This is a genomic window from Mycobacterium sp. NGS15, from assembly GCF_059813245.1.
This window is the reverse complement of sequence record NZ_JCALEF010000007.1, coordinates 127,211-151,351: the sequence shown is the minus strand read 5'-3', so window position 1 is coordinate 151,351 and position 24,141 is coordinate 127,211. Positions and strand designations below refer to the sequence as shown.

The following is a 24,141-nucleotide window of genomic DNA, read 5'->3' as shown; positions in this document are numbered from 1 at the left end:
GAGTGCCCGTGACATGGCTCATGCCGGTGTTGCCCCTGGCTGGTGCGGCCGTACTTTTGCTCGTCGGCCGCCGGGGTGACACCTGGGGTCATCTCTTGGGGTGCGCGACGGCACTCGCGTCCTTTCTCGTGGCCGTCGCGTCATTCATCGGCATGCTCGGACGAGCGGGCTCCGAACGTGTGGTGCACGAGACGCTTTTCGCCTGGGTTCCGGTCGGGGCATTGCACATTGATTTCGGATTGACCCTCGACCAGCTGTCCGTGTGCTTCGCGCTGCTGATCACCGGGGTGGGTTCGCTCATCCATATCTACTCGATCGGGTACATGGCGCCGGGAGCGTCGCTCGCGGAGCGACCCGAGTACACAGCCCGGAATCGTCGGATCTTTTTCGGCTACCTGAACCTCTTCCTGGCGGCCATGCTGCTGCTCGTGCTTGCCGACAATTTCCTGGGGTTATACGTGGGCTGGGAGGGAGTCGGCTTGGCGTCCTACCTGCTGATCGGTTTCTGGTACCAGAAACCGTCGGCCGCCGCCGCGGCCAAGAAGGCCTTCATCGTCAACCGCGTCGGCGACATGGGGTTGGCCCTGGCCATGATGCTGATGTTCGCGACGTTCGGCTCGGTCGGCTTCGCCGAGGTGCTCGGCTCGGCGGGTGCGGCCGGCGAGAGTCGCAACACCGCAATCGGATTGGCACTATTGCTGGCGGCGTGCGGAAAGTCGGCGCAGGTGCCGCTGCAGTCCTGGCTTGGGGATGCGATGGAGGGCCCCACCCCGGTATCGGCCCTCATCCATGCCGCCACCATGGTGACCGCCGGTGTCTATCTGATCACCCGGTCCGGACCGATCTTCGAACGCGCCCCCTACGCACAGGTCGCGGTGGTGAGCGTCGGTGCCATCACCCTGCTCTTCGGAGCCATCATCGGCTGCGCCAAGGACGACATCAAGAAGGCCCTTGCCGCGAGCACTATGTCGCAGATCGGCTACATGGTACTGGCGGCGGGGCTAGGGCCCGCCGGATATGCGGTGGCGATCATGCATCTGCTCACACACGGGTTCTTCAAGGCTGGGCTCTTCCTCGGCGCCGGTTCGGTCATGCACGGTATGAACGAAGAAACCGATATGCGCCGTTACGGTGGTCTGCGCACCCTCATGCCGATCACCTTCATCACCTTCGGAGTTGGATACCTTGCCATCATCGGAGTCCCGCCGTTCGCGGGGTTCTATTCGAAGGACAAGATCATCGAGGTCGCCTTCGGGCACGGCGGTGCCGGCGGATTCCTGCTCGGGGCAGCGGCGCTGCTGGGCGCCGGAATCACGGCGTTCTATATGACTCGGGTCATGCTCCTGACCTTCTTCGGCAGGCCCCGATGGGGACAGGATGCGCATCCGCATGAGTCGCCCTCGGTGATGACCTGGCCGATGATGGTGCTCGCCGTCGGGTCGGTGAGTGCGGGATTCCTGCTGAGCTTCGGTGGGGCTCTGCAGAACTGGCTGGAACCGGTCGTTGGTGCGCATCACGGCGAGCTACCCGTTCCCGCCTGGGTGATCAGCGCTGTCACCGTCACGGTGGTGCTCTGCGGCGTCGGTGTCGCCTACCGGATGTACCGCACCGACGTGCCTGAAACGGCACCGCAGGGTTCAGCACTCACCGTCGCCGCCCGCCGGGATCTCTATGGCGACGTCGTCAACGAGGCGGTGTTCATGCGTCCCGGTCAACGGCTAACCCGCGGTCTGGTGCGTGCGGACGATCGCTGGGTCGACGGCCTCGTCAACGGTCTGGCCTCCGCGCTGGATGCCGTATCGGGCCGCGTGCGGCATATGCAGACCGGTCACGTCCGCTCCTATGCGTTGTCCATGTGTGCCGGCGCGGCTCTGGTGGTCGCGGCGTTGATGGCAGTGAGGTGGTGAGTGCGGTGGGCGCCGTGACAGCTCTGTGGCTTATTCCCTTGGCGGGTGCCGGTGCCGTGCTGATCATGCCGATCCACCGGCGCACCCTTGCCAAATACGTGGCGCTGGGTGCCTCGTTGCTGGCCTTGATCGTCGCGATTGCGCTGGCGGTTGCCTTCGATCCCGCAGGTCCGCAATACCAGTTCGTCGAATCGGCTTCCTGGGTACCGGCATTCGGGATGAAGTACGCGGTGGGTCTCGACGGGATCGCGCTCGCGCTGGTGCTATTGACGACGGGCCTGCTACCGATCCTGTTACTGGCCGCATGGAATGACGGAGCAGAGACCCCCGGATACGGCAATCGCCCAGTGGCGCAACGCTATATCGCCCTGATCCTGGTCGTGGAATCGATGGTGCTGCTGTCGTTCTCCGCCCTGGACGTGTTGCTGTTCTACATCTTCTTCGAGGCGATGCTGATCCCGATGTACTTCCTGATCGGAGGATTCGGAAGCACGTACTCCGACACCAGGCAGCGGTCGCGCGCGGCGGTGAAGTTCCTGATGTACAACCTGCTTGGCGGTCTGATCATGCTGGCGGCCGTGATCGGGCTTTACGTGGTGACGGCGCAGGGCCGGACCGGGAGTCACGGCGGAACCTTCGATCTGCGCGATATCACCGAAATGGTCGCCACCGGCACACTCGGGATCGACCCTGGCATAGCCAAGGCACTCTTTCTCGGGTTCATGTTCGCGTTCGCGGTGAAGGCCCCACTCTGGCCGCTACATACCTGGCTGCCGGATGCTGCCGTGCACGCCACCCCGGCCAGCGCGGTCCTCATGATGGCGATCGTCGACAAGGTCGGAACTTTCGCGATGCTGCGGTACTGCATCCAGCTGTTCCCTGACGCTAGTAGATATTTCACGCCGGTGATCATCACGCTGGCGGTCATCGGCATTCTCTATGGTGCCGTCCTCGCGATCGGTCAGAGCGACGTGATGCGACTGATCGCGTACACCTCGATATCGCATTTCGGCTTCATCATTCTGGGCATCTTCGCGATGACAAGTCAGGGGCAATCGGGTTCGACGCTGTACATGGTCAACCACGGCATTTCGACCGCAGCATTGATGTTGGTGGCAGGTTTCTTGGTGTCTCGCAAAGGATCGCGACTCATCGCGACATACGGCGGAGTGCAGAAGGTGGCGCCGATTCTCGCCGGATCCTTCCTGGTGGCGGGTCTGGCCACCCTGTCGCTGCCCGGGCTAGCACCGTTTATCAGCGAGTTCCTGGTGTTGGTGGGAACATTCACGCGATACCCGGTGGCCGCGGCGTGTGCGGTCATCGCGTTGGTGCTGGCCGCTGTCTACGTCTTGTGGATGTACCAGCGGATGATGACCGGCCCGTTGGCACCTGGAAACGAGAGCATCGGCGACCTGAAACGCCGTGAGCTCACCGTGGTGGTGCCGTTGATCGCGCTGCTCCTCGTGTTGGGCATCTATCCCAAGCCACTGTTGGACATCGTGAGTCCCGCGGTCGAGCAGACACTGCGCACCGTCAACGAGAAGGATCCGCCGCCTGTCGTGGCGGATGTTGCCCTCCGGCATGGTGAAGGCGAGCGACGATGACCGATATCGGGATCCTTCCGGCCCCGCCGATCGCATACGGCGCACTGTCTCCCATGCTGATCATGTTCGGAGTCGCGGTGGTGTCGGTGCTTGTGGAGGCGTTCGTTCCGCGGCGGTACCGACTCACCACTCAACTGGCGCTGGCCACTGGAGGAATCCTCGGCGCCTTTGTGGCCGTAGTGGTACTGGGCGGCTCGCGTCACGTCGTCATGAACGGCGCGGTGGCGATAGACGGCCCCACGCTTTACCTGCAAGGCCTAGTCCTGGTGGCCTCTGGTCTGGCATTACCGGTGATGGCACAACGCAGAACGGTTGCGGCCCTTCCCAGTTCGGTCGGCGCAGGCGGCGGCCTGGACGCCTTCGCCGCACAGGCATCCAGCGTTCCGGGCAGTGAACCTGAGCGGGTGCTGAACCGCACCGGTATCACCCAAACGGAGATTTTCCCGCTGACGTTGTTCGCGATCGCCGGCATGATGCTCTTCCCCGCCTGCAACGATCTGTTGACGATGTTTGTTGCCTTGGAGGTTTTTTCCCTTCCGCTGTACGTGATGTGCGCACTGGCCCGGCGCAGGCGTCTGCTGTCTCAGGAATCGGCGCTCAAGTACTTCCTGCTCGGCGCGTTCTCCTCCGCGTTCTTTCTGTTCGGCTCGGCCTTTGTGTACGGATATGCCGGAACTGTCGAACTCGGCGCCGTCGCTCGGGCTGTCCACGCCGATGCGGGGCAGCGGGCCTTCCTGCTGCTCGGAGTTGCCATGCTATCGGCGGGTCTGCTGTTCAAGGTGGGGGCGGTGCCCTTCCACTTCTGGGTCCCCGATGTGTATCAAGGGGCACCGACCCCGGTCACCGCGTTCATGGCGGCCACCACCAAGATCGCGGCCTTCGGCGCGTTGCTACGGGTTCTGTACGTCGCGCTACCAGGGATCACGGCCGACTGGCGGCCGGTGCTGTGGGCGGTGGCGATCGCCACCATGCTGATCGGATCCCTCGGCGCCGTGACGCAGACCGACGTCAAGCGCATGCTGGCCTATTCGGCGGTAGCGCACACCGGATTTCTCTTGACCGGAGTCGCGGCCGCCAATGGGCGTGGTGTGTCCGCGACGTTGTTCTATTTGGCGGCATATGGTTTCAGCACCGTCGGGGCGTTCGCCATTGCCGGGCTGGTGCGCTCCGGTAACAGAGAGAACGGCCAGAATGAGGATGAAGAGATCACCGATTTGAGTCGATGGGCGGGAATCGGTCGCAGGTCACCGGTGCTCGGCATCGTCTTCGCCCTCTTCTTGCTGGCCTTCGCGGGGATCCCGCTGACGAGTGGATTCGTCAGCAAGTTTGCGGTCTTCGCGGCCGCCGCATCCGGTGGGGCCATGGCGCTGGTGGTGGTGGGTGTGGTGTGCAGCGCCATCGCCGCGTACTTCTACGTGCGGGTGATCGTGCTGATGTTCTTCGCCGACCCGGTGGAGGACTCGGGGGTGCTTCGGATCCCGGGCCCCGCCGTGGCGATATCGATCGGGGTGAGCGCGCTCGTCACCGTTCTGCTGGGCGTGGTGCCCCAGCCGCTCCTCGAGCTGGTCGGGAATCTCGTCAGCTTCGCCACGTGAGTCCAGTCGCCGGTCGCCTCTCGTGACTCGCCGTATGCGGCGCCGACACGCCCACGATCCGCCTGGAATGCGGCGTGTCGACGCATAGCGTGGCCTGGTTGTCACCACCTGTGGCGTGTCCATTTACCGGCGAGTAACCTACGGTACCGTAGGGTGGCGGTATCGCAGCTGCGGAAGGACACCAATGGCGATCACGGACATCTCGGCATTCGCGCATCTCACCAGCGAGGACGTCGAGAACCTGGCCGTTGAGCTCGATGGGCTCCGGCGTGAGATCGAGGAGTCGCGCGGTACGCGCGACGCCCGCTATATCCGACGCACCATTGGCGCGCAACGCGCGCTCGAATTGACCGGCCGGGCCCTTCTGGCTGCGAGCAAGAAGCGCTCCGCGTGGTGGGCAGGCACGGTGACGCTGGCCGTCGCCAAGATCATCGAGAACATGGAGATCGGCCACAACGTCATGCACGGCCAATGGGATTGGATGAATGATCCCGAGATTCACTCCTCGACGTGGGAATGGGATATGGCGGGCGCCTCCAAGCACTGGCGCTTCACGCATAACGTCGAGCATCACAAGTACACGAATATCCTCGATCTGGACGACGACGTGGGCTACGGGATCCTCCGGGTGACGCGCGACGAGCCCTGGAAGGTGCGCAACCTCCTGAATCTGCCGCTCAATTTCATCCTGGCGGCGGGATTTGAGTGGGGAATTGCCCTGCAGCACCTGGAATTCCGCAAGATCTGGACAAAGGAAACCCGCGAGGCGACCAGGCAGCGGGTGCGTGAACTGGTCACGTCTGCGGGCTCGCAGGTCTTCAAGGACTATGTCGCGTTCCCGGCAATCACCGCGCTGTCGCCGGGGGCGACCTACCGGTCGACACTGACCTCCACGGCAACGGCCAACCTGATTCGCAACTTCTGGTCCAACGCCGTCATTTTCTGCGGGCACTTCCCGGATGGCGCGGAGAAGTTCTCCGTAACCGATATGGAGAACGAGACCCGTGGCCAGTGGTACCTGCGTCAGCTGCTGGGCAGCGCGAACTTCGATGCGGGGCCGACGCTGCGGCTGATGAGTGGCAACCTGTGTCATCAGATCGAGCATCACCTGTATCCGGATCTGCCGAGCAACCGGCTGCACGAGATCTCGGTGCGCGTGCGGGAAATCTGTGAGCGCTACGACCTGCCGTATACGACCGGATCGATGCTGCTCCAGTACGCGAAGACCTGGCGCACCATCGCCAAGCTGTCGCTACCGGACCGGTTCCTGCATGCCACTGCGGACAACGCGCCGGAGACTCGTAGCGAGCGCATGTTCGTGGTCCTAGAACCTCCTGCGGCCGAGTCGAATTCGGTTCCACGGCGCGGGCTCAAGACCGCGATTGCCATGGTTCGCGAGCACCGCCGCAACAAGGTGTCCGTCTAGATTCTCCACGGGCTGATCCACGCCGCGTTCAGTGATCTTGATGATTTCGCCGCGAAGGCGGGCAGAACGCGATATGTAGTGATATGTGACCACGTATCTAGAAGCCCCGACGGTGATCAACGCGGACCGGCCGGACGGCCTGATCTCGGGTTCCGCCGAGAAGCCCAGGCGCACCTTTACCGGCTTCGTATCGATGGCAGTGCACACGTTCGGCACCATGCTGCGCCGCCCGCCCGCCGTCCGCGAGTTCTTCCGGCAGGCAGGCTCGATAGCCAGAGTCTCCGTGCTGCCGATGTGTATGGTGGCGATACCGCTGGCGGTGCTGATTGTGCTCGTCCTCGAGGCGTTGGTGTTCGGCCCAACAGGATTCCCGACCCACGCGATATTGGTCGCCGCGGCCACGGGTGCCACTGTGGTGTTCGCTGAGGCCGATTCTCCCCGGATCGAGCAGGAAATAGACACATTGCGGAGCAGTGGCGTAGACATCATCCACGGCTTCGTGGTCCCACGCGTGCTCGCCACTGCGGTGGTAGCGGTGCCGTTGGCCTTCGTAGCTGTCGGCGCAGCAGGTGTCTACTTTTTCTCGGCGTTTGGCAAGCACACTCCGTTGAGTCTGTTCATCGGAAACTTGATGCAGCTGATGAGCCCAGCCAATGTGCTCATTGTGATCATCGAAGCGGTGGCTCTCGGGTTTATCGGGGGCCTCATCGCCTGCTACAGAGGTGTTTCCGCGCCCGCGGACCATTCGTGACCCGTGCTATTCGGTCACCGGGCGGTCAGCAGGGTCGCCAGACGAAACACCGGTGCCACCATGCCGGCTGCGCGCAGTCCGATCTTCTGAAGGCGGTGACTCCGCACAAGGGGACCCAATCCGGCAAGTTGCGCGGCACCGTAGAGCATGTCCCAGTCGGTGTCGATATGGGTGATCTTGAAGTCTTCGGTCAATGTATAGCGGTCAATGCCAATGAAGTTCAGGCAGCGGCCTGTCCCCTTGAGCGTGGCTCCGGTGTTGGGCTCGACGGTCTTGCCGATCATGCGGCCGATGCCTCGCCACGGAATGGTCACACGCCACTGGCTGTCGAAGTAATCCCAGTAGGGCAGTGACCGATTCGTCCCATCCTGAGGGTAGAAGGCGAAGTCGGGGAAGACGTCGAAGGCGGCCTGGCAGTTGTCGATCGTGAACTGGCGTCCGAGTCTGTTCTCCTGGAACGTCGTGCTGTCGATGTAGCTACAGTCCTCGGCAATGCAGTAGTCGATCTTCTTGATGTCCTGCTCGGCCCAGGCGTCGAACCACGTGTACGCGAACTCTGTTCTGCCCCGGGCGGGAAGTCCGCGCTCGATGTCGTTCGTTTCCTGTTGTTGCACCCTCTTCCAGAACTCCGGCATGAGCGCCTGATACTGCGCATGTTCCGGTGAGGGGCCCAACTTTTCCAATCTGCTCATCTCTTTCCTTTCATCGTGGGGAAATCGTGGGAAATATGTGACGGGCTCAGCGGGCGAAGAGCCGTATTGGCAGACCGCCCGCAAGGCCGGTAGACACCCGCACGCGATGCCGGGGTGCCCAGCCGTCGCGGATCTGGAATGCGTAGCGTTGCAAGATGGTCCCGAGGACGAGAGTTCCCTCGATGTAGGCCATCCGAGTTCCCATACACTTGCGAGGCCCGATACTGAAGGGCAGAAACGCATTCCGATTGATCTTGTCGGTCAGGAATCGATCCGGATTGAACGTGTCCGGCTCCTTCCAGAACCGGGGATCGCGCTGCAGCGCGTACTGCGTGATGATGACCTGTGAGCCCTCGGGAATGAAGTAGCCGCCGATCTCGTCGTCCTGGACGGCCGTTCGAACATTGGCTGGTGCGGCCTGAAAGCGTTGCGCTTCATCGAAACACGCCCTCAGATACTTCAAATTCTCCAGATCGTCGTACTCCAGCGTCTTCCCACCGAGTGCGTCAATCTCTGCATACGCCTTACCGAGCGCCCTCGGGTTGCGACAGAGCAGTGCGATGGTCCAGGCAAGTGCAGCGGCGGTCGTTTCGAATCCCGCGAACACCAGCCCGGCGGCCTCGGAGCGCCTTCGGCGATGCTGCGTCTGCGGGCAGCCCTCGAACTCCAATCCAACCAGGGCATCCACGAGGTCCGGCGTCGCGGAAACCGGGCAGCCCGCGCGCTCGTCGACGAAGCGGTCGAGAATGCCAAAAAGTTCTTCCTTGGATTCCTCGCCACTGCGGCGCAAGGGGTTTGGTATCCATGTGGGCAAGAAATGCATGGCGACCCGGCTGATGACGTAGACACCGTACCGGCGTGCCCCGTCGACCGCATGATCGATCTCATCGGCGCTGAGTTGAACCTTGAACATCGATCGCATCAGCCCGTCCATCACGACCGCGCCGAGTTCGTGTTCGAGGTCCACCAGTTCCCCGTTGGCCACGTAGCGGGACCAGGCATCGACTCGATCGGTTATCCCTTCCATCATCAGTGGGGTTGCCACGGCCAACGCGCGCTCGCCGAAGTACGGATTGAACGCGGAGCGGACTCGTTTCCACTCCTGCCCCTCAAGCAGGGGAAGGGCTACCGGCTCCCCGGAGACCAACTCGATAGTGGCCTCGTGCTTGACGTAGCGGTCGTGATGGCGGGTGAAGACGTGGTCGACGTAATCGGGATGGTTGATCAGGGTGAGGGTGAGTGCCGGCTTCGGTCCGGTGAACAGGCGGACGATGTCGCCGTATTGGTTCGCGATCTTGGGCAGCAGCAGGTAGGGCAGGCGAGATGGGTCACCCATGCAGCTCAGCCCCAACAACGCCGCCCGATGAATCGGCATTCTCGGGGGAAGCCTGGGTCCCGAGGTCCGGGGGAGTTCCGGTGCGGGGGAGTTCGTATCGGTGGCGTGCATGCGTACCCCTTCTCTGCGGTCGGTCGCGATTCAGGGGGCCGGGCCGCCGCGATGCCGGACAGTGATTCTGGTGGCGAAGTGTATGGCGGATCCCGCCGTTGTGCAATACTGAATCAAAAGTAATTCATTGATTCAAATGCCAGGTAGGCGGTTCGGAGGGAGCAGCCGTGAGTCGTAATGTCGTCGCGACGGTCCGCGCCGCTAGTATCGGCCCCGTGGTAGAGCTCGACTCATTGCTGCGGCAGCTGGCCACGGGAACCTTGTCCGATACAAACGCGGCGACCTCTCGTTTATTGGATGCCGCACGCGAGGAATTCGTCGCCCACGGCATAGCCCGCACTGCGGTCGGAGATATCGCGCGCCGCGCCGGCGTGTCTCGCCCCACGTTGTACCGCAAGTGTGGGGACAAGGAAGACATTGTCGCCGCGGTATTAGTCCGGGAGACAACGGAATTCTTCGTACGGGCGCAGGCGGTGCTTGCGCCCTTGTCGAACGCAGAAGACAGGATGGTCGAAGCCTTCGTCATGGGCATGCGCGAGGCGCGTGACCATCCGCTGGTGATGGCACTGAAGGAATTCGACTCGGAATCGTTCTCGCGGAATGTTTTCGACATGAGCGCATCCGGATATCAAGGTCTGCTCGCGGTGATCGCGGAACTGCTGGCCGACGACGCTTATCCCGTTGCGGCGGTGAAGCGGGCACTGGACTTGGCGCTTCGGCTGACGTCGACGTTTCTGGTCAATCCCTCCGTGCTGATGCCGACCGACACCGACGAAAACACGCGTGAATTCGCAGGCAGATACTTGCTGCCCCTCATGCGTGCTGCCCGTTAGCCGGCGCTCCGTATTCTGGTGGGCCGGAGACAGTTTGACGGTGAATCATCAAGGTAACCGTGTGGCGCAGGAGCGGTTCGCCGTAACTTACCGTCGCTGGACCAATACGGTCTGTGCGCTGGAGCCGATATACCCCCGGCGGTCAAAGATTTCCGCAGTGGTCACACCGACGCCGTCGGGTCCGACCGACATGCGGGCACGTACTCCGAAATTATCACCGTGGGGAATCCGGTGCACATGCATCACTGTGTCGGTGTTCATGTAGACGAATCGCAGCGGGTTGAGCACCGCGCCGATCCCATTCGCGGAGTCGATGACTGAGGCCAGCCGTTGCCAGGGGGTGGTCGGCTCGCTGTCGACGATATGTACGTGTGGCCGCATCCAGGCCACCTGTGGCTCTCCATCGGGCACCGAAAACCACTGAAAATCAACCGATTTGGAGTAGTTGGAACCCTCGAAACCGAAGGCCGGCGGGGTGGGGCCCGGTGGGTACTCGGGCAGTGGTGGATACCGGTCGCTCGCCTTATCGGCGGTCACCGATGTTGCCAACAACCACGCGCTGGCCCGTGCGACCGCACGGTATCCGCCGTTGGCATGCGCCTCCATCTCGGCGACCGCAAGGGCGATCCGGCGGCCCGGCCGTTCGATCCAGGCCCGCACGCGCACCGGCTCCAGCGGCACCGCGCCGAGGATGTCGAGCGCGACCCGGCCGATCCGCAGGCCCTCACGCGGCTTGAACAGCTCCTCGATGGCCTTGAGCAGCAACGCCATCGGGGGAGAGCCGTGCTGCAGATTGGGACCCCACCCGCTGGCGGTCAGCGCGGTGGACTCGAACACCTGGAACTCGCCGTCGGATTCCAAGCGCCGGTAGTAGCAGCCGGTCAGGTCCAATGTCATGCCGCATCTCCCGGGATCGCGGTCGCGGAGGCTTCGGCATCTTCGATATCCGTATCGGAGGAACCGTAATCGCTGGGCCAGCCCGGATAGGGCGGCGGCGTGCCGCCGAATGCGGGGCACAGCGACTGATGGGCGCACCAGTTGCATAACCGAGAGGGACTGGGCCGGAAGTCGCCCGTGGTACCGAGGTTTTGAATCGTCCGCCAGATCGCCATCAGCGTCTTCTCGAACTTGAGCAGCTCTGCCTCATCCGGTGTGTAGTCGAGAACCTCGCCGTCGGACAGATACAGCAGCCGTAGCCGCCGGGGCACCACCCCGCGGGTGCGATACAGCGCGACGGCGTAAAACTTCATCTGAAACAACGCCTTGGCCTCGAACAGGGCGCGAGGTGCGCGTCCGGTCTTGTAATCCACCAGACGCATCGCACCCCCGGGCGCGATGTCGATGCGGTCGATGAACCCGCGCAGCATCGTGCCGTCGGACAGCTCGACCTCGACGCGCTCCTCGCAGCTGTCGGGATCGAACCCGGTGGGATCCTCGAGCCGGTAGTAGCCCGACAGCAGGTCGCGCGCCTCATCGAGGAACCCGGGAAGGCGCTCGGCCTCGACCACCGCCGCGAGCTCCGGGTTCGATTCCACGAGGCGTTCCCATGCGGGTTCCACCAGTCCGGCGGCTGTGGCGTACTCACGTTCGGCCGCGGGCCGCGCGTAGAGATCCTCCAGCGCGGCGTGTACCAGGCTGCCGCGCACCTGCGCCGTTGAGGGCGGCTCGGGGAGCCGGTCGATGGCGCGGAACCGGTACAGCAGTGGGCACTGTTTGAAGTCGCTGGCACGGGAAGGGGACAGCGCGGGCCGCCGCGCCGGCCGATCCTGCGTGGTCTCCTTCATGGTTGGCAGCCTAGGCATCGCGTCCGACAGGTGCTGACGCCACGCCGCGCACAAAACCGGTGGACGTCATTCAACACATGTCACAAGTCGTCCCCAAAGTATCCGTACTCGAAGTAACGTCAACCTCTCATTGGTCATGGGCAGCGACGCCCCGCCCGAGAGGAATGCGCAGTGACGACGGCAAAGCATCGAAGCCCGCTGGAGAGTCTGCAGACACAGGACACGGCACTCGCCGGAGCGGGTCAGGCCGAACGGTGGACCGCAGCGGCGGATGGGCCCAGCCGGTACTCACGGGTGTCGTTCACTCCCAACGTCTCGATACCGCTGTCCGACGGGACCGTGCTCAAGGCCCAGGTGTTCCGGCCGGCCGACGCCGACGGGACTCCGGTGAGCGACCCGGTGCCGGTGCTTTTCAACCTGACCCCCTACAACAAATCCGTGACGCATCTGGCGGCGTGGCTGCTGCGGGGACTGCGCCGGTTCGGGGTTACCGTGCCGGCCGCTCCGCCGAAGAACCCGCGTCTCTTCGAGCTCGCCGAGCTGGCGCGGGCCATTCCGGGCGGTGGCCTGACGACGTTCGGTGTGAACGATTCGCTGATCCGCAGCGGGTACGCCCAGGTGGTTGTGGACGTTCGCGGTACCGGCGCTTCCACCGGCGATTGGGGCATGCTCAACGATGTCGAACAGCGCGACACCGCCGAGGTGGTGGCCTGGGCGCAGTCGCAGCCCTGGTGCGACGGGTCGGTCGGAATGTACGGCATCTCGTACTGTTCGATCAACGCCCTGCAGGCTGCCGGTAACCGGGTACCGGGCCTCGGTGCGGTGTTCGCGGTCGAGCCGGTCAGCGATATATCCCGCGATCTCATGAAGACCGGTGGGGCACAGACATTCTTCCTGCCCGTCTGGATGCTTGCTGTTGCGTTGGCAAAGTGGCTGCCGTCGCCGTCGGATGTGATACGTGGTGGCGTCGGGCTGGGCTGGCTGGTCGGGCGGTTGCGTGCACCGCTGAATCGCTTGGTGCGGTATATCTTCGAGGGATTGCGTGGCAAGGGGGCGCTGATCGACAACGATGAATACTTCCAGCAGATCAGCCCCCGGTTCGAGGACATCGAGATCCCGACATTTGTGTACGGGGCGTGGGACGACATCTTTGGTCCGGCTGCGTTGCGCATTCATCGACGAACGGCATTGCCGGGTGGCAGGTTTCAGGTTGTCATCAACGAGGGATACCACGGCTCTCCGGGTTCGCAGCTCGGCCGCCAGGACGGACCACCTCGGCTGGATGTCCTGCAGCGCGCATGGTTTGACAAGTGGCTCAAGGGTATTGACAACGGCATCGAGGGCTACGGCCCGCTCACCTTGCAACAGCAAAATGGCGGTTGGCACACCATGAACGCTTATCCGCGGCCCGAAGCGAGGCCGCAACGCTTCTACCTGGATGCTGAACCCTCGGGTGTGGGAGCGGGTTCGATGTTCGACGGGTCATTGGCGGGTGCCGCACCGCTCGGTAGGACCGAGCATCTCCTTCGCCGCCGGATGGGACTGCTGAAATCGCCCACGACCTCCCGGTTGACGGCCGGTATCACCGCCGCGTTGGGTACCTCCGGGTTGAAGGACTCGCGCTACTTCGAGCGCGGTGCACTCACGTTCACCAGCGGTGTCGCCGCGGAGCCATGGGTGATCTCCGGGCCGCTCAACCTTCATCTACGCACCAAAGCGATGGGTACGGAGGCATTCTGGGTCGTCTCGGTGACCGACGTGGCACCGGACGGTTTTTCGCGGATGCTGGCCGAGGGGGCGCTGCTGGGTTCGCGCCGCGGCGTGGACGAGGGGAAGAGTCTGCGGACGGAGGACGGCGACTATTTGTCGCCCTGGCATCCCGCCGGCATGGGGAGCAAGCTTCCGGTGGAGCCCGGTGCGCCGATCACGCTCGACATAGATCTCACGGAAGTCGATGCGGTGATCGCGGCCGGGCACCGGCTGCGGGTTGTCGTCTCGGCGGCGAGCCTGCCGAGGTACATACCGTCCGTTCCCGAGCTCTGGGCGAGCCGTCACGGTCAGATCCTGATCCTGGACCCTGAGCAGCCGAGTTACCTGGTGGCACCCGTGGTTGTCGGTGCCGCGGCGGGGGCCGCCTAGTCCTCGGCAATTCACCCATTCGCCAGCCACTTTTTCTGTAACTTACGGTACCGTAGGTTGGAGGTGGCGGTAGGACGAATGGAGAGGTGGACAAGATGGTGACCGGATTACAAACACGACTACTTACCGAGCTGGAGCCCGTCGTCGAGGCGAATCTCGCGCGGCACCTGGGTGCCGCGCGCCCATGGGCCCCACATGATTACGTGCCCTGGAGTCGGGGCCGCGACTTCGCTTTCCTCGGCGGCGAGGATTGGCAGCCCGAGGACAGCCCGCTTGATTCGGTGGCCCAGGCGGCGTTGGTCGTCAACCTGCTGACCGAGGACAACCTGCCGTCCTATCACCGTGAGATCGCCACGAGATTTGGGCGAGACGGTGCGTGGGGAACCTGGGTGGGCCAGTGGACGGCGGAAGAAGGGCGACACGCCATCGCGCTTCGGGACTATCTGGTGGTCACCCGTGGGGTCGACCCGAGCAATCTCGAAGCAATGCGCATGGCGCACACCGTCGCCGGCTACGACTCAGGGGACAAGACGCCTCTGGAGGCGCTGGCCTACGTGTCGTTCCAGGAGCTGGCCACTCGAATATCCCACCGCAATACGGGGAAGGCCTCGGGCTGCCCGATTGCTGATCAGCTGTTGGCGCGGGTGGCGCTGGATGAGAACCTGCACATGGTCTTCTACCGCAATCTCATGTCGGCGGCATTCGATATCGAGCCCGATGCCGCGATGCAGGCGATCTACAAAGAGATCGTCGGCTTCGCGATGCCGGGTATGGGGATGGAAGGCTTCGCGCAGAAGGCGATAGCCATCGCCAAGGCCGGTATCTACGACCTGCGCATCCACCACGACGACGTCCTGCAGCCCATCCTGCGTTTCTGGCGGGTGTTCGAACGCTCCGATATGGGGCCCGAAGGCGAGCAGGCTCGCGAGACGCTGGCGAAATTCCTTGCCGGCGTGGATGACCGCGCGAAGTTCTATGAAGAGAAGGCGGCGGCGCGCGCGGCTAGAGGTGCCTGAACGCGATTACCGGAGGTCACCCGCGTTGACGGCTGGCCTCCGGTAATCAGCTAGTTTTTCCTGGATTCAGATCTACCGCGACGCGCTGCTGCCTGCGCGCTGTGCGGACCGCTGACCCTGTCCACTGCGCCGAGGCGCACGTGCCGGGCGTCCCTCGGCACCGCCACGGGGCCGGTGTGACCGCTGACCGCGTGGGCCGTTCGCGGCGGAGGAGTTGTCGACCTTCTGTGCGGGAGCGGGTTTCACATACGGTGCCACCTCGCCCACCAAAGTCTTGACCTCGTCAGAGTGAGCCGTCACCTGCTGCGGGGTGGCGGTAATGGCGGCCTTGCGCAGCAGCTGCGTGACATCGCGGCGCTGCTCGGGAAGTACCACCGTCACCACATCGCCGGTGCCGCCGGCGCGGGCGGTGCGGCCCGACCGGTGTAGGTAGGCCTTGTGCTCGGCGGGCGGGTCGACGTGCACGACCAGCGTCACGTCATCGACGTGGACTCCGCGTGCGGCGACATCGGTCGCCACCAGCACCCGCGCCTGGCCACCGGAGAAGGCGGCGAGGTTACGGTCGCGCGCACCCTGAGAAAGGTTGCCGTGCAAGTCAACCGATGGGATGCCTGACTGATTGAGCTGATGCGCGAGCCGCTTCGCCTGATGCTTGGTGCGCATGAACAGGATGCGCCGCCCGGTGCCGGAGGCCAGCGTGTTGACGAGATCGCGCTTGGCATCGGGCCCGCTGACGGTGAACACGTGATGCGTCATCGCGGCGACGGGGGAGTCGACGGAATCGACCGAGTGCTCGGCCGGGTTGTGCAGGAACCGCTTGACGAGCTTGTCGACGTCGTTGTCCAGGGTAGCCGAGAACAGCAGGCGCTGACCGGAACTCGGTGTCGCGGCCAGCAGCCGGGTCACCGCGGGCAGGAAGCCGAGGTCGGCCATGTGGTCGGCCTCGTCCAGCACGCAGATCTCCACGGCGTCCAGGCTCAGATGGCGTTGCTTCAGAAGGTCTTCCAGGCGTCCCGGGCAAGCGACCACGATGTCGACGCCGGCCGAGAGGGCCTGCACCTGCCGGTGCTGGGAGACGCCACCGAAAATGGTGGTGACCTTGAGACGGCAGATCGCCGCCAAAGGTTCGATGACGGCGCTGATTTGGGTCGCCAGCTCCCGGGTGGGTGCCAGCACGAGTGCACGCGGCTTACGCGGCACCCGGTTACCGCTGGCAATACGGGAGACGACAGGAAGGGAGAACGCGAGAGTCTTTCCGCTGCCGGTCTTGCCGCGGGCCAGTACGTCACGGCCGCTGAGAGTGTCGGGAAGAGTCGCGGCCTGGATGGGGAACGGCGCGCTGATTCCAGCGGCCTGCAGCACGTCAATAAGTGGTGCGGGCACGCCGAGAGAATCAAATGTGGGTTGAGACATGGGTACTTGAACGCCTTTCGAGGCATTGTGGTGGCGAGATTGCCGATGGGCAATGTCGATCGCCGAGAGAAGAGCCTGAAAGTCTGCCGAAATTCACACTGGCTGACGAAAGAAACGTTCTTCGACGCGAGCGCAAATTCAGCGCTCAGTGACACACACTACTGCCTCTTGGCATCGATAGCTAAACGTGTGCGGCGGAACACACTGGTGACGGGCGCTGCTGCCTGCCCTGATGTCTGCCCGATTCGGAGTCGGCAACGCATACCTGGCAAGGTGAGCGCATGTCTCGAACCGGACCGTTCGTCGTCGGCGATCGTGTGCAACTGACCGACGCCAAGGGGCGGCACTACACGATGGTGCTCGAGCCCGGTAAGGAGTTCCACACCCATCGCGGTGCCATCGTGCACGACGGGGTGATCGGCATCCCCGAGGGCAGCGTCGTGAAATCGACCAACGGTGACCAGTTCTTGGTATTGCGCCCTTTGCTGATCGACTACGTGCTGTCGATGCCGCGCGGCGCGCAGGTGATTTACCCGAAGGACGCCGCGCAGATCGTGCACGACGGCGATATCTTCCCCGGCGCGCGAGTGCTGGAAGCCGGCGCAGGCTCGGGCGCACTCACGTGCTCACTGCTGCGAGCGGTGGGGCCCGAGGGAACCGTGATCTCTTACGAGATTCGTGAGGATCATGCCGAGCACGCTGTGCGTAACGTCACAACATTCTTCGGTGAGCGACCGGATAACTGGGAGCTGGTGCTCGGCGATCTCTCCGAGCGGTCCGTGGATGCCGGCCCCGTCGACCGGGTGGTTCTCGACATGCTGGCGCCCTGGGAAACTTTGCCCGCGGTCGCCGAATCGCTGGTGCCGGGCGGCGTACTCATCGTCTACGTCGCCACCGTGACCCAACTGTCGCGTGTGGTCGAGGCGTTGCGGGAACAGCAATGCTGGACCGAGCCTCGGTCCTGGGAGACGATGCAGCGCGGCTGGAACGTCGTCGGTCTGGCGGTGCGTCCGGAGCACAGCATGCGCGGGCATACCGCGTTCCTGGTGAGTGCACGTCGCCTGGCGCCCGACACGATCACCCCCACACCGCTGCGGCGTAAACGGCTACCGACTAGCGCTGGGTAGCTACGGGGCAGGTGTAGGGGCCGGTGCCTCGGGAGCCGGGGCTCCGGCGGGAGGTGCCTCATGTGGTGTGGCGGTACCCGCGAGGGATGTCCCGGTCTTGAGCAGAAGGTCGGATGTCCGCTTCGACAACTTCCACCCCTGCGCCTCGGGCGAGAACGACATCGGCACCGCGAACCCGCCCATCTTGGGGCTCGGGCTGTTGATGGTGACGACGGCTTCGACATCGCCCGTGGTCTCCGTCGACCACTTGGGGTCCTTCACGGTGAATGACAACGGGGAGAACCCGGCGTCGCCGATCGCCTTGGTGAACTTGTCCAGCTGTTCGGGGGTGGCGCCTTGAACGGCGGCGACCTTCTCGGTGCCCGGCAGGTTCGGATCGGCGAGACGGTTGAGAACATCGGTCAGCACCGCCGGATCGGGCAGCGGATGATCTGGGTCCGCCGCGGCGGGAGCAGCCGAGGATGCGGGCTGCGTTGCCGACGAGCTGGTCGGGGCGGCCTTGTCGTTCGAGCTGCTGCAGGCGGTCAGGGCGAGAACGGCCGCACTCGCCGTGACGACTGCGAGTTGAAGGTGACGGGCCATGATCCAGGTGACTCCATTCGGCATATCGGCTACGTCTACCTTCCAGACTTACCTGATGCCGCCTGGATTAGCGAAACGGCCGAGGCCTTGCTGATCTTCCAGCCGTCCTGGTTCACGAAGTTGATCTTCGTCGTATAGGCCTGGGTCTTGGGGCCGGTAATGGTGACCGCGGCCGAGGCCACGCCCGGTCCGGTGGATTTGACGTCGGACACTGTGAATGCGAGTGGCAGGAAACCGTCGCGGTTGGCGTTCTTGAACGCGCGATCGGCGTAGATCGCCTCGCCGGCACCGATGCCACCCTCGACCAGACCGCCCTTGGCGAGGGCCGACACGCCCGGATCGGCAAGCGAATACAGCAAACCGCTCAACTCATCGGACGTGGGTGTGGCATCGGCCGGCTCGGAAGGAACGTCCATCGGGATATCCCACGACACGGGGGCGATGCCGGCGGGTATCGCGGTCGTTGCTGTCGGGCCAGGAGAGCTGGCTGTCGGCTCGCCCATTGGCACTGCCAAGCCAACCGCGGCCGCTGCGAGTAAACCCAGCATGGCGACCCCCGACATACCGGTTTGTGAGCTCACGGTTGTCCTTTCGATCGACCTGAATGTGACGAACGCTAACAGCGTAGACATCACAGACAACGGGTAGACCCCGCATTACCGGCCAATCGCCGGTAGCGTTGAAGTATCCACCGCACCAATTCTCGGTGTGGGAAAGGAGGACATCATGAGTGAGTCGGAGCGTTCTGAGGCGTTCGGCACACCGGATGCCGCCGAACTGGAGCGGCTACGCCGAGAGGTTGCGGTGCTTCGCCAAGAGCTGGAAGACAGTGCGGGCCGTGGGGCGGGAGATACCGGGCGTCTGCGCGATCTGAACCAGCTCGAGGCCCGCATTGACTCCCTGAATACGCGGAACGCCAAGCTGATGGACACCCTCAAGGAGGCCCGTCAGCAGCTCTTGGCACTGCGCGAGGAAGTTGACCGGCTGGGCCAGCCGCCGAGCGGTTATGGCGTGTTGCTGGCTGTGCAGGCCGACGACACGGTGGACGTCTTCACCTCCGGCCGCAAGATGCGGGTGACCTGCTCTCCCAACATCGAGACCGCCGAGCTGCGCCTGGGACAGACCGTGCGTCTCAATGAGGCGCTCACCGTGGTCGAGGCCGGCCACTTTGAATCCGTTGGTGAGATCAGCACGCTGCGGGAACTGCTGGACGATGGTCACCGCGCGCTTGTGGTGGGACATGCCGACGAGGAGCGCATCGTCTGGCTGGCCGATCCGCTGATCGCACCCGACCTCTCCGACGTGTCCGAGGATGCTGACGGAGCGGATCTCAAGCCCCGAAAACTGCGGCCGGGCGACTCGTTGCTGGTTGACACCAAGGCCGGCTATGCCTTCGAGCGGATCCCCAAGGCCGAGGTCGAGGATCTGGTGCTGGAAGAGGTACCGGACGTCAGCTACAGCGACATCGGTGGCCTGACCCGGCAGATCGAGCAGATCCGCGACGCGGTGGAGCTGCCGTTCCTGCATAAGGACCTGTACCGGGAGTACGCGCTGCGACCGCCCAAGGGTGTGCTGCTGTACGGGCCGCCCGGATGCGGAAAGACGCTCATCGCCAAGGCCGTTGCCAACTCGCTGGCCAAGAAGATGGCAGAGGTGCGTGGCGACGATTCCCGCGAGGCCAAGTCCTACTTCCTGAACATCAAGGGCCCGGAGCTGCTCAACAAGTTCGTCGGTGAGACCGAGCGGCATATCCGCTTGATCTTCCAGCGGGCCCGCGAAAAGGCTTCGGACGGTACGCCGGTCATCGTTTTCTTCGACGAGATGGACTCCATCTTCCGCACCCGTGGTACCGGTGTCAGCTCTGACGTGGAGACGACCGTGGTGCCGCAGTTGCTTTCCGAGATCGATGGTGTCGAGGGCCTGGAGAACGTCATCGTCATCGGTGCCTCCAACCGTGAAGACATGATTGATCCGGCGATCCTGCGGCCTGGTCGCCTGGACGTGAAGATCAAGATCGAACGGCCGGATGCCGAGTCGGCGCAGGACATCTTCTCCAAGTACCTCACCGACAAACTGCCGGTGAATACCGACGACCTGGCCGAGTTCGGTGGCGACCGTGGGCTGACCATCAAGGCCATGATCGAGAAGGTCGTGGACCGGATGTACGCCGAGATCGACGACAACCGATTCCTGGAAGTCACCTACGCCAACGGTGATAAGGAAGTCATGTACTTCAAGGACTTCAACTCCGGCGCCATGATCCAGAACGTCGTGGACCGTGCGAAGAAGAATGCGATTAAGGCGGTGCTGGAGACCGGTCAGAAGGGCCTGCGTATTCAGCATCTGCTGGACTCGATCGTCGACGAGTTCGCCGAGAACGAGGATCTGCCCAACACCACGAACCCGGATGACTGGGCGCGGATCTCGGGCAAGAAGGGCGAGCGGATCGTCTACATCCGCACGCTGGTCACCGGCAAGAGCTCGAGTGCCAACCGCGCAATCGACACCGAATCGAGCCTGGGACAGTACTTATAGGTCATCTATAGGTACTGTGTGCCGACGGCTGACAGTTCATACGCGCTGCGCGGTCAGCACCGTGTTCCAATCGCCGCGTGCCAGCCCGCGCTTGTTCATCGGATCGTAGCGGTCCAGGAGTCCGGGCACCCGCTGGTGAGTGACCGTCCGAAACCCGTGGCGCGCAAGGAGTTCGTCGACTTGGGTCGCCGTCAGTCCCGTGCGATAAGGCTCGCCCTTGCGGCTGACATAGCGTGACACCCGGCGCACGTCGGGGCGGACGCTGCCATGGCCCACGATGTCCGGATCGCCGTAATCCATCACGAGTCGGCTTCCCGGCATGCAGAGGTTTTGGAGCTGCGCCAGTGTCGATTCCAGCGCGGGCACCGTCAAGTAGTAGGTGACGCCGAGCCAGATCACCAGTGCCGGTGCCGCCGCATTGAATCCGGCGGTGTGCAGGCTGATGGTCAGATCGTCCTGTTCGAAATCGCAGGGTACCCAGTGCGGCTGCACACCGTGGTGTTCCAACAGCCGCCTTTTATCCCGCTGCGTCGATGGCGCGTCGACCTCGAAAACGGTGACCGGCAGCGCCCCGAGATGTTGACTGCTGGTGTCAAACCCTGCACCGAGAATAACGACTTGGGTGATGCCGGATGCCGCGGCTGCGCGCAGCTCGTCATCGGACACCCGCCGGCGCAACACGATGTGGGCGTGCAGACCACCGCACCACCGGTCCAGTAGCCGCAGACCCCACTGCGCCGCCATCGGAGAGCTGAGTCCGAGCCGGAACAGCGGATGCGTCACGAACCAGCCGGACTGTGGGTCGTCGAGCAGGGCGCTCGGTTGCATGGACTCGGCGGCGCGCTGCCAGGCATTGAATTGTGCGGTCAGGCTTGCGGTGTGGTCGAGTCGGCGTGGAGGCATATCGCGAGGATAGAAAGCCCGGCGGGCGCAAGATGGCGCGCTGGCACTATCTGGCAGTGCTTGGCAGGCGGCGGCGGTGCTGGTCAGCGCAGTCTTCCTAACATGGCGGGTACAGCCCCAGGAGGTATCCGTGAAACCCATGAAACCCCGCGAAATGCTTTCCGCTGAGCGCGCCAGCCTGGCCGAATTCCTGCACACGCTCACCGAGGATGACTGGATGGCGCCGTCACTGTGTGCGGGGTGGCGGGTCCGCGACGTCGTGGCACATGCCAGTGTCGACGCGGTATCGCTCGGCGCGTATTTGGGGACCGCGCTGCGTAACCCATCGATCGACAAACTCAACGATGCATTGGTGGAACGCACCGGCCACATGTCGAATCAAGAACTACTGCGTCATTTCGAGTCGGCGGTGCGACCCGGAGCCTTCGGCAAGATGGCGCCCGCGGCTCTGCATACCGATGCCATGGTGCACCATCAGGACATCAGGAGGCCCTTGGGCAAACCGCGCCAGATCCCTACCGACCGGCTGATCTTCGCCCTGGGGCATCCCGACTTTGGTGCTCATCCGAAGCGATACACCAAGGGTCTGCGGTTCGTTGCCACCGATGTGGATTGGGCCAATGGCTCCGGGCCCGAGGTGCGTGGCACCGGAGAGGCCCTGGTGCTGGCGATGGCAGGGCGCCCGGTGGTGATCGGTGAGCTCGACGGCGAGGGCGTGCCGTCCCTGGCTCAGCGGATGCACTAGGCCGGCCGCGGTACCGCACTCATGATCCATCCGTGGACGTCCTTGAGATATTGCGCACCCGATCACGACGACAAGGCTGTTCGGCGCGGCAAAGCGGGCGTACGTTGAACCAATCGGGCGGTCATTTCGTGTAACCGTCGGAGGTGTTTCATGGCGGATGGGCAGGCTGGGCCGAAAGGCGCCGGCGGCAAGGGCTCATCGGGTCTTATGCGGGCCTTTTACGACGAGTACGCAGGCCCGCTGCATCGCTATGTCCTGTATCTGACCCACGACTCTGCGCTAGCGGAAGACATCGTGCAGGAAGTGGTGTTGCGCGCCTGGCGGCATCCGACGCTCGTCAATCAAACCGAAGGATCGGCGCGTGCCTGGCTCTTCACGGTTGCCCATAACCTGGTCCGCGATAACGCGCGCAGCTCACGTTTCCGCAGTGAGATTGCCACCGCCGAGACACCCGAGTTCGCGTCCCCCGATCAGGTGGATGCCACGCTCGATACGTGGCTGGTCGCCGAGGCGTTGCGCACGCTGTCCACTGATCACCGAGCCGTCATCCTGCGTGCGTACTACCGCGGGAGTTCGGTCGCCGACATATCCGCTGAGCTGGGAGTACCCGAGGGTACCGTCAAATCACGCCTGCACTACGCGGTGCGCGCGCTTCGGTTGTCGCTGCAGGAAATGGGGGTCACGCGATGACTATCGAACATGTCTACGCCGATTGGGATGCCGCCTATGTGCTGGGCGCGCTCTCATCGACCGAACGGCGTGAGTACGAACAGCACCTGGTGGACTGCGCCAGCTGTCAGCGCGCGCTGTCTGAGGTAACCGCCATGCCCGGTCTGTTGTCGAAGGTGGATCGCGGCTACGCGGAGAAGATGGAACTCGAAGACCCGCCGGTGCTCGCGAAGCCGGCGACCAGCTGCCCGGTACAGGCTCTGTGGCCCAGGCTGCAGGCCCGATGGCGACGGCAGAGTGCTGTGCGCCGACTCGCCTATGTGGGCGCCGTCGCGGTGGCTGCCGCCGTGGCGCTGACGGTCTCGCTGGTGCCGCCGCCCTGGTATCACCGGCCCGCGCCGATGAATGTCGCAGCGGGTTCGTTGCCCTCGGGTGAGCACTGGCTGCCGATGCGCCAGGTGACGCCATCGCCACTGAGCGCCCAAGTGGCCATTGCTCGCGACGGCGCCGGGACCCGTATCGAAATGTGGTGCAGCTATCCGGCGTACGGAGACGATGCCGACGGCTCGGCGGCGCCGTACGCGCTGCGGATCGGCACCCGTGAAGGCGGGGACATCATCGCCAGTTCGTGGACGGCCAAGCCGGGCTCCGCGATGATGACGTCGACGACCGTTCCGATGCCTCAGGATCAGATCGAGAGCGTGCAGGTGATTGACAATCACGGCGACGCGGCACCGCTCGTGTTCCTCGAACTGCGCCGCTGAATTCCCCCATACGTCAGGGCTCGCGATGCTTCGACGTGCCCATATCGGCACTACCTGAAACTCGATTCATATTGTCCCATCACATGATTGAGATAACTGGATCACTTTTTCTTGTCGATTGTTGAACCGGTCACGTGTGGCAGTCGTGTACTAGTCATGACCACGCCGATATGTGCTCGGAGCCGAACGGCAGGCGACGCTCCGTCCGG

At 63.8% G+C, this 24,141-nt stretch carries 21 protein-coding genes; 13 read left to right on the top strand and 8 right to left on the bottom strand.

Going from position 1 to position 24,141, the window contains the following annotated elements; all coding sequences use genetic code 11:
- Positions 1-8: 8 nt before the first annotated feature.
- From nuoL to AC5Y5C_RS21570, 5 genes are all read left to right on the top strand, one after another.
- Positions 9-1,907: an NADH-quinone oxidoreductase subunit L gene (gene nuoL, locus AC5Y5C_RS21590; protein ID WP_499976342.1), complete on the top strand. Its 1,899-nt coding sequence runs from the start codon at positions 9-11 to the stop codon at positions 1,905-1,907.
- Entirely contained in the window at positions 1,904-3,511 is a 1,608-nt protein-coding gene (locus tag AC5Y5C_RS21585; protein ID WP_499976340.1) for an NADH-quinone oxidoreductase subunit M, read from the top strand. The genes nuoL and AC5Y5C_RS21585 overlap by 4 nt, the downstream gene beginning before the upstream one ends.
- Entirely contained in the window at positions 3,508-5,106 is a 1,599-nt protein-coding gene (gene nuoN / locus AC5Y5C_RS21580; RefSeq protein ID WP_499976339.1) for an NADH-quinone oxidoreductase subunit NuoN, read from the top strand. Before AC5Y5C_RS21585 ends, nuoN begins: the two co-directional genes overlap by 4 nt.
- 184 nt (positions 5,107-5,290) lie before the next feature.
- A complete protein-coding gene (locus tag AC5Y5C_RS21575; protein WP_499976338.1) occupies positions 5,291-6,532 on the top strand; it encodes a fatty acid desaturase family protein in 1,242 nt (413 codons plus the stop codon).
- An 85-nt stretch (positions 6,533-6,617) separates the two neighbouring features.
- On the top strand, positions 6,618-7,283 hold the full coding sequence (locus AC5Y5C_RS21570; RefSeq protein WP_499976337.1) for an ABC transporter permease: 666 nt from the start codon (positions 6,618-6,620) through the stop codon (positions 7,281-7,283).
- Between the two features lie 14 nt (positions 7,284-7,297).
- Here the strand turns inward: AC5Y5C_RS21570 and AC5Y5C_RS21565 are convergent, their stop codons facing one another.
- Positions 7,298-7,975, bottom strand: coding sequence for a nuclear transport factor 2 family protein (locus AC5Y5C_RS21565; RefSeq protein ID WP_499976335.1), 678 nt, complete (start codon positions 7,973-7,975; stop codon positions 7,298-7,300).
- Positions 7,976-8,021: 46 nt separating this feature from the next.
- Positions 8,022-9,422: a cytochrome P450 gene (locus AC5Y5C_RS21560; RefSeq protein WP_499976334.1), complete on the bottom strand. Its 1,401-nt coding sequence runs from the start codon at positions 9,420-9,422 to the stop codon at positions 8,022-8,024.
- 167 nt (positions 9,423-9,589) lie between these two features.
- Here AC5Y5C_RS21560 and AC5Y5C_RS21555 point away from each other — a divergent pair, with 167 nt between their 5' ends.
- Complete coding sequence (locus tag AC5Y5C_RS21555; RefSeq protein WP_499976333.1) at positions 9,590-10,255, top strand: TetR/AcrR family transcriptional regulator; 666 nt, start codon at positions 9,590-9,592, stop codon at positions 10,253-10,255.
- 87 nt (positions 10,256-10,342) lie between these two features.
- On the opposite strand, the gene AC5Y5C_RS21550 is transcribed toward AC5Y5C_RS21555, so the two are convergent.
- Positions 10,343-11,152: a thioesterase family protein gene (locus AC5Y5C_RS21550; protein WP_499976331.1), complete on the bottom strand. Its 810-nt coding sequence runs from the start codon at positions 11,150-11,152 to the stop codon at positions 10,343-10,345.
- The gene (locus AC5Y5C_RS21545; protein ID WP_499976329.1) at positions 11,149-12,039 is read right to left on the bottom strand and encodes a RecB family exonuclease; all 891 of its coding nucleotides are present in this window, start codon (positions 12,037-12,039) and stop codon (positions 11,149-11,151) included. Before AC5Y5C_RS21545 ends, AC5Y5C_RS21550 begins: the two co-directional genes overlap by 4 nt.
- A 171-nt stretch (positions 12,040-12,210) precedes the next feature.
- Here AC5Y5C_RS21545 and AC5Y5C_RS21540 point away from each other — a divergent pair, with 171 nt between their 5' ends.
- Positions 12,211-14,178 (top strand): CocE/NonD family hydrolase, encoded by a 1,968-nt coding sequence (locus AC5Y5C_RS21540; RefSeq protein WP_499976327.1) that lies wholly within the window; start codon positions 12,211-12,213, stop codon positions 14,176-14,178.
- A gap of 95 nt (positions 14,179-14,273) precedes the next feature.
- A complete protein-coding gene (locus AC5Y5C_RS21535) occupies positions 14,274-15,194 on the top strand; it encodes an acyl-ACP desaturase (RefSeq protein ID WP_499976756.1) in 921 nt (306 codons plus the stop codon).
- Positions 15,195-15,266: 72 nt separating this feature from the next.
- Here the strand turns inward: AC5Y5C_RS21535 and AC5Y5C_RS21530 are convergent, their stop codons facing one another.
- The gene (locus tag AC5Y5C_RS21530) at positions 15,267-16,577 is read right to left on the bottom strand and encodes a DEAD/DEAH box helicase (protein WP_499976326.1); all 1,311 of its coding nucleotides are present in this window, start codon (positions 16,575-16,577) and stop codon (positions 15,267-15,269) included.
- A 311-nt stretch (positions 16,578-16,888) separates the two neighbouring features.
- Here AC5Y5C_RS21530 and AC5Y5C_RS21525 point away from each other — a divergent pair, with 311 nt between their 5' ends.
- The gene (locus AC5Y5C_RS21525; RefSeq protein ID WP_499976324.1) at positions 16,889-17,734 is read left to right on the top strand and encodes a tRNA (adenine-N1)-methyltransferase; all 846 of its coding nucleotides are present in this window, start codon (positions 16,889-16,891) and stop codon (positions 17,732-17,734) included.
- On the opposite strand, the gene lppK is transcribed toward AC5Y5C_RS21525, so the two are convergent.
- Together lppK and AC5Y5C_RS21515 are read right to left on the bottom strand one after the other, a co-directional pair.
- Positions 17,735-18,316, bottom strand: a complete 582-nt coding sequence (gene lppK, locus AC5Y5C_RS21520; protein WP_499976323.1) for a lipoprotein LppK — start codon at positions 18,314-18,316, stop codon at positions 17,735-17,737.
- A gap of 35 nt (positions 18,317-18,351) precedes the next feature.
- Positions 18,352-18,897: an MTB12 family secreted protein gene (locus AC5Y5C_RS21515; protein ID WP_499976322.1), complete on the bottom strand. Its 546-nt coding sequence runs from the start codon at positions 18,895-18,897 to the stop codon at positions 18,352-18,354.
- Between the two features lie 145 nt (positions 18,898-19,042).
- Here AC5Y5C_RS21515 and arc point away from each other — a divergent pair, with 145 nt between their 5' ends.
- Positions 19,043-20,851: a proteasome ATPase gene (gene arc, locus AC5Y5C_RS21510; RefSeq protein WP_499976320.1), complete on the top strand. Its 1,809-nt coding sequence runs from the start codon at positions 19,043-19,045 to the stop codon at positions 20,849-20,851.
- A 36-nt stretch (positions 20,852-20,887) separates the two neighbouring features.
- Here the strand turns inward: arc and AC5Y5C_RS21505 are convergent, their stop codons facing one another.
- Positions 20,888-21,754, bottom strand: coding sequence for a class I SAM-dependent methyltransferase (locus AC5Y5C_RS21505; RefSeq protein ID WP_499976318.1), 867 nt, complete (start codon positions 21,752-21,754; stop codon positions 20,888-20,890).
- 139 nt (positions 21,755-21,893) lie between these two features.
- On the opposite strand from AC5Y5C_RS21505, the gene AC5Y5C_RS21500 reads away from it, so the two are divergent.
- The 3 genes from AC5Y5C_RS21500 to AC5Y5C_RS21490 all read left to right on the top strand — a co-directional run bounded on the left by AC5Y5C_RS21500 (position 21,894) and on the right by AC5Y5C_RS21490 (position 23,932).
- The gene (locus AC5Y5C_RS21500) at positions 21,894-22,499 is read left to right on the top strand and encodes a maleylpyruvate isomerase family mycothiol-dependent enzyme (RefSeq protein WP_499976754.1); all 606 of its coding nucleotides are present in this window, start codon (positions 21,894-21,896) and stop codon (positions 22,497-22,499) included.
- 207 nt (positions 22,500-22,706) lie between these two features.
- Positions 22,707-23,189 (top strand): sigma-70 family RNA polymerase sigma factor, encoded by a 483-nt coding sequence (locus AC5Y5C_RS21495; protein ID WP_499976752.1) that lies wholly within the window; start codon positions 22,707-22,709, stop codon positions 23,187-23,189.
- Positions 23,186-23,932 carry a zf-HC2 domain-containing protein gene (locus AC5Y5C_RS21490; protein ID WP_499976315.1) on the top strand — a complete coding sequence of 249 codons (747 nt, stop codon included), beginning with the start codon at positions 23,186-23,188 and terminating at the stop codon, positions 23,930-23,932. The genes AC5Y5C_RS21495 and AC5Y5C_RS21490 overlap by 4 nt, the downstream gene beginning before the upstream one ends.
- The last annotated feature ends 209 nt before the right edge of the window (positions 23,933-24,141 follow it).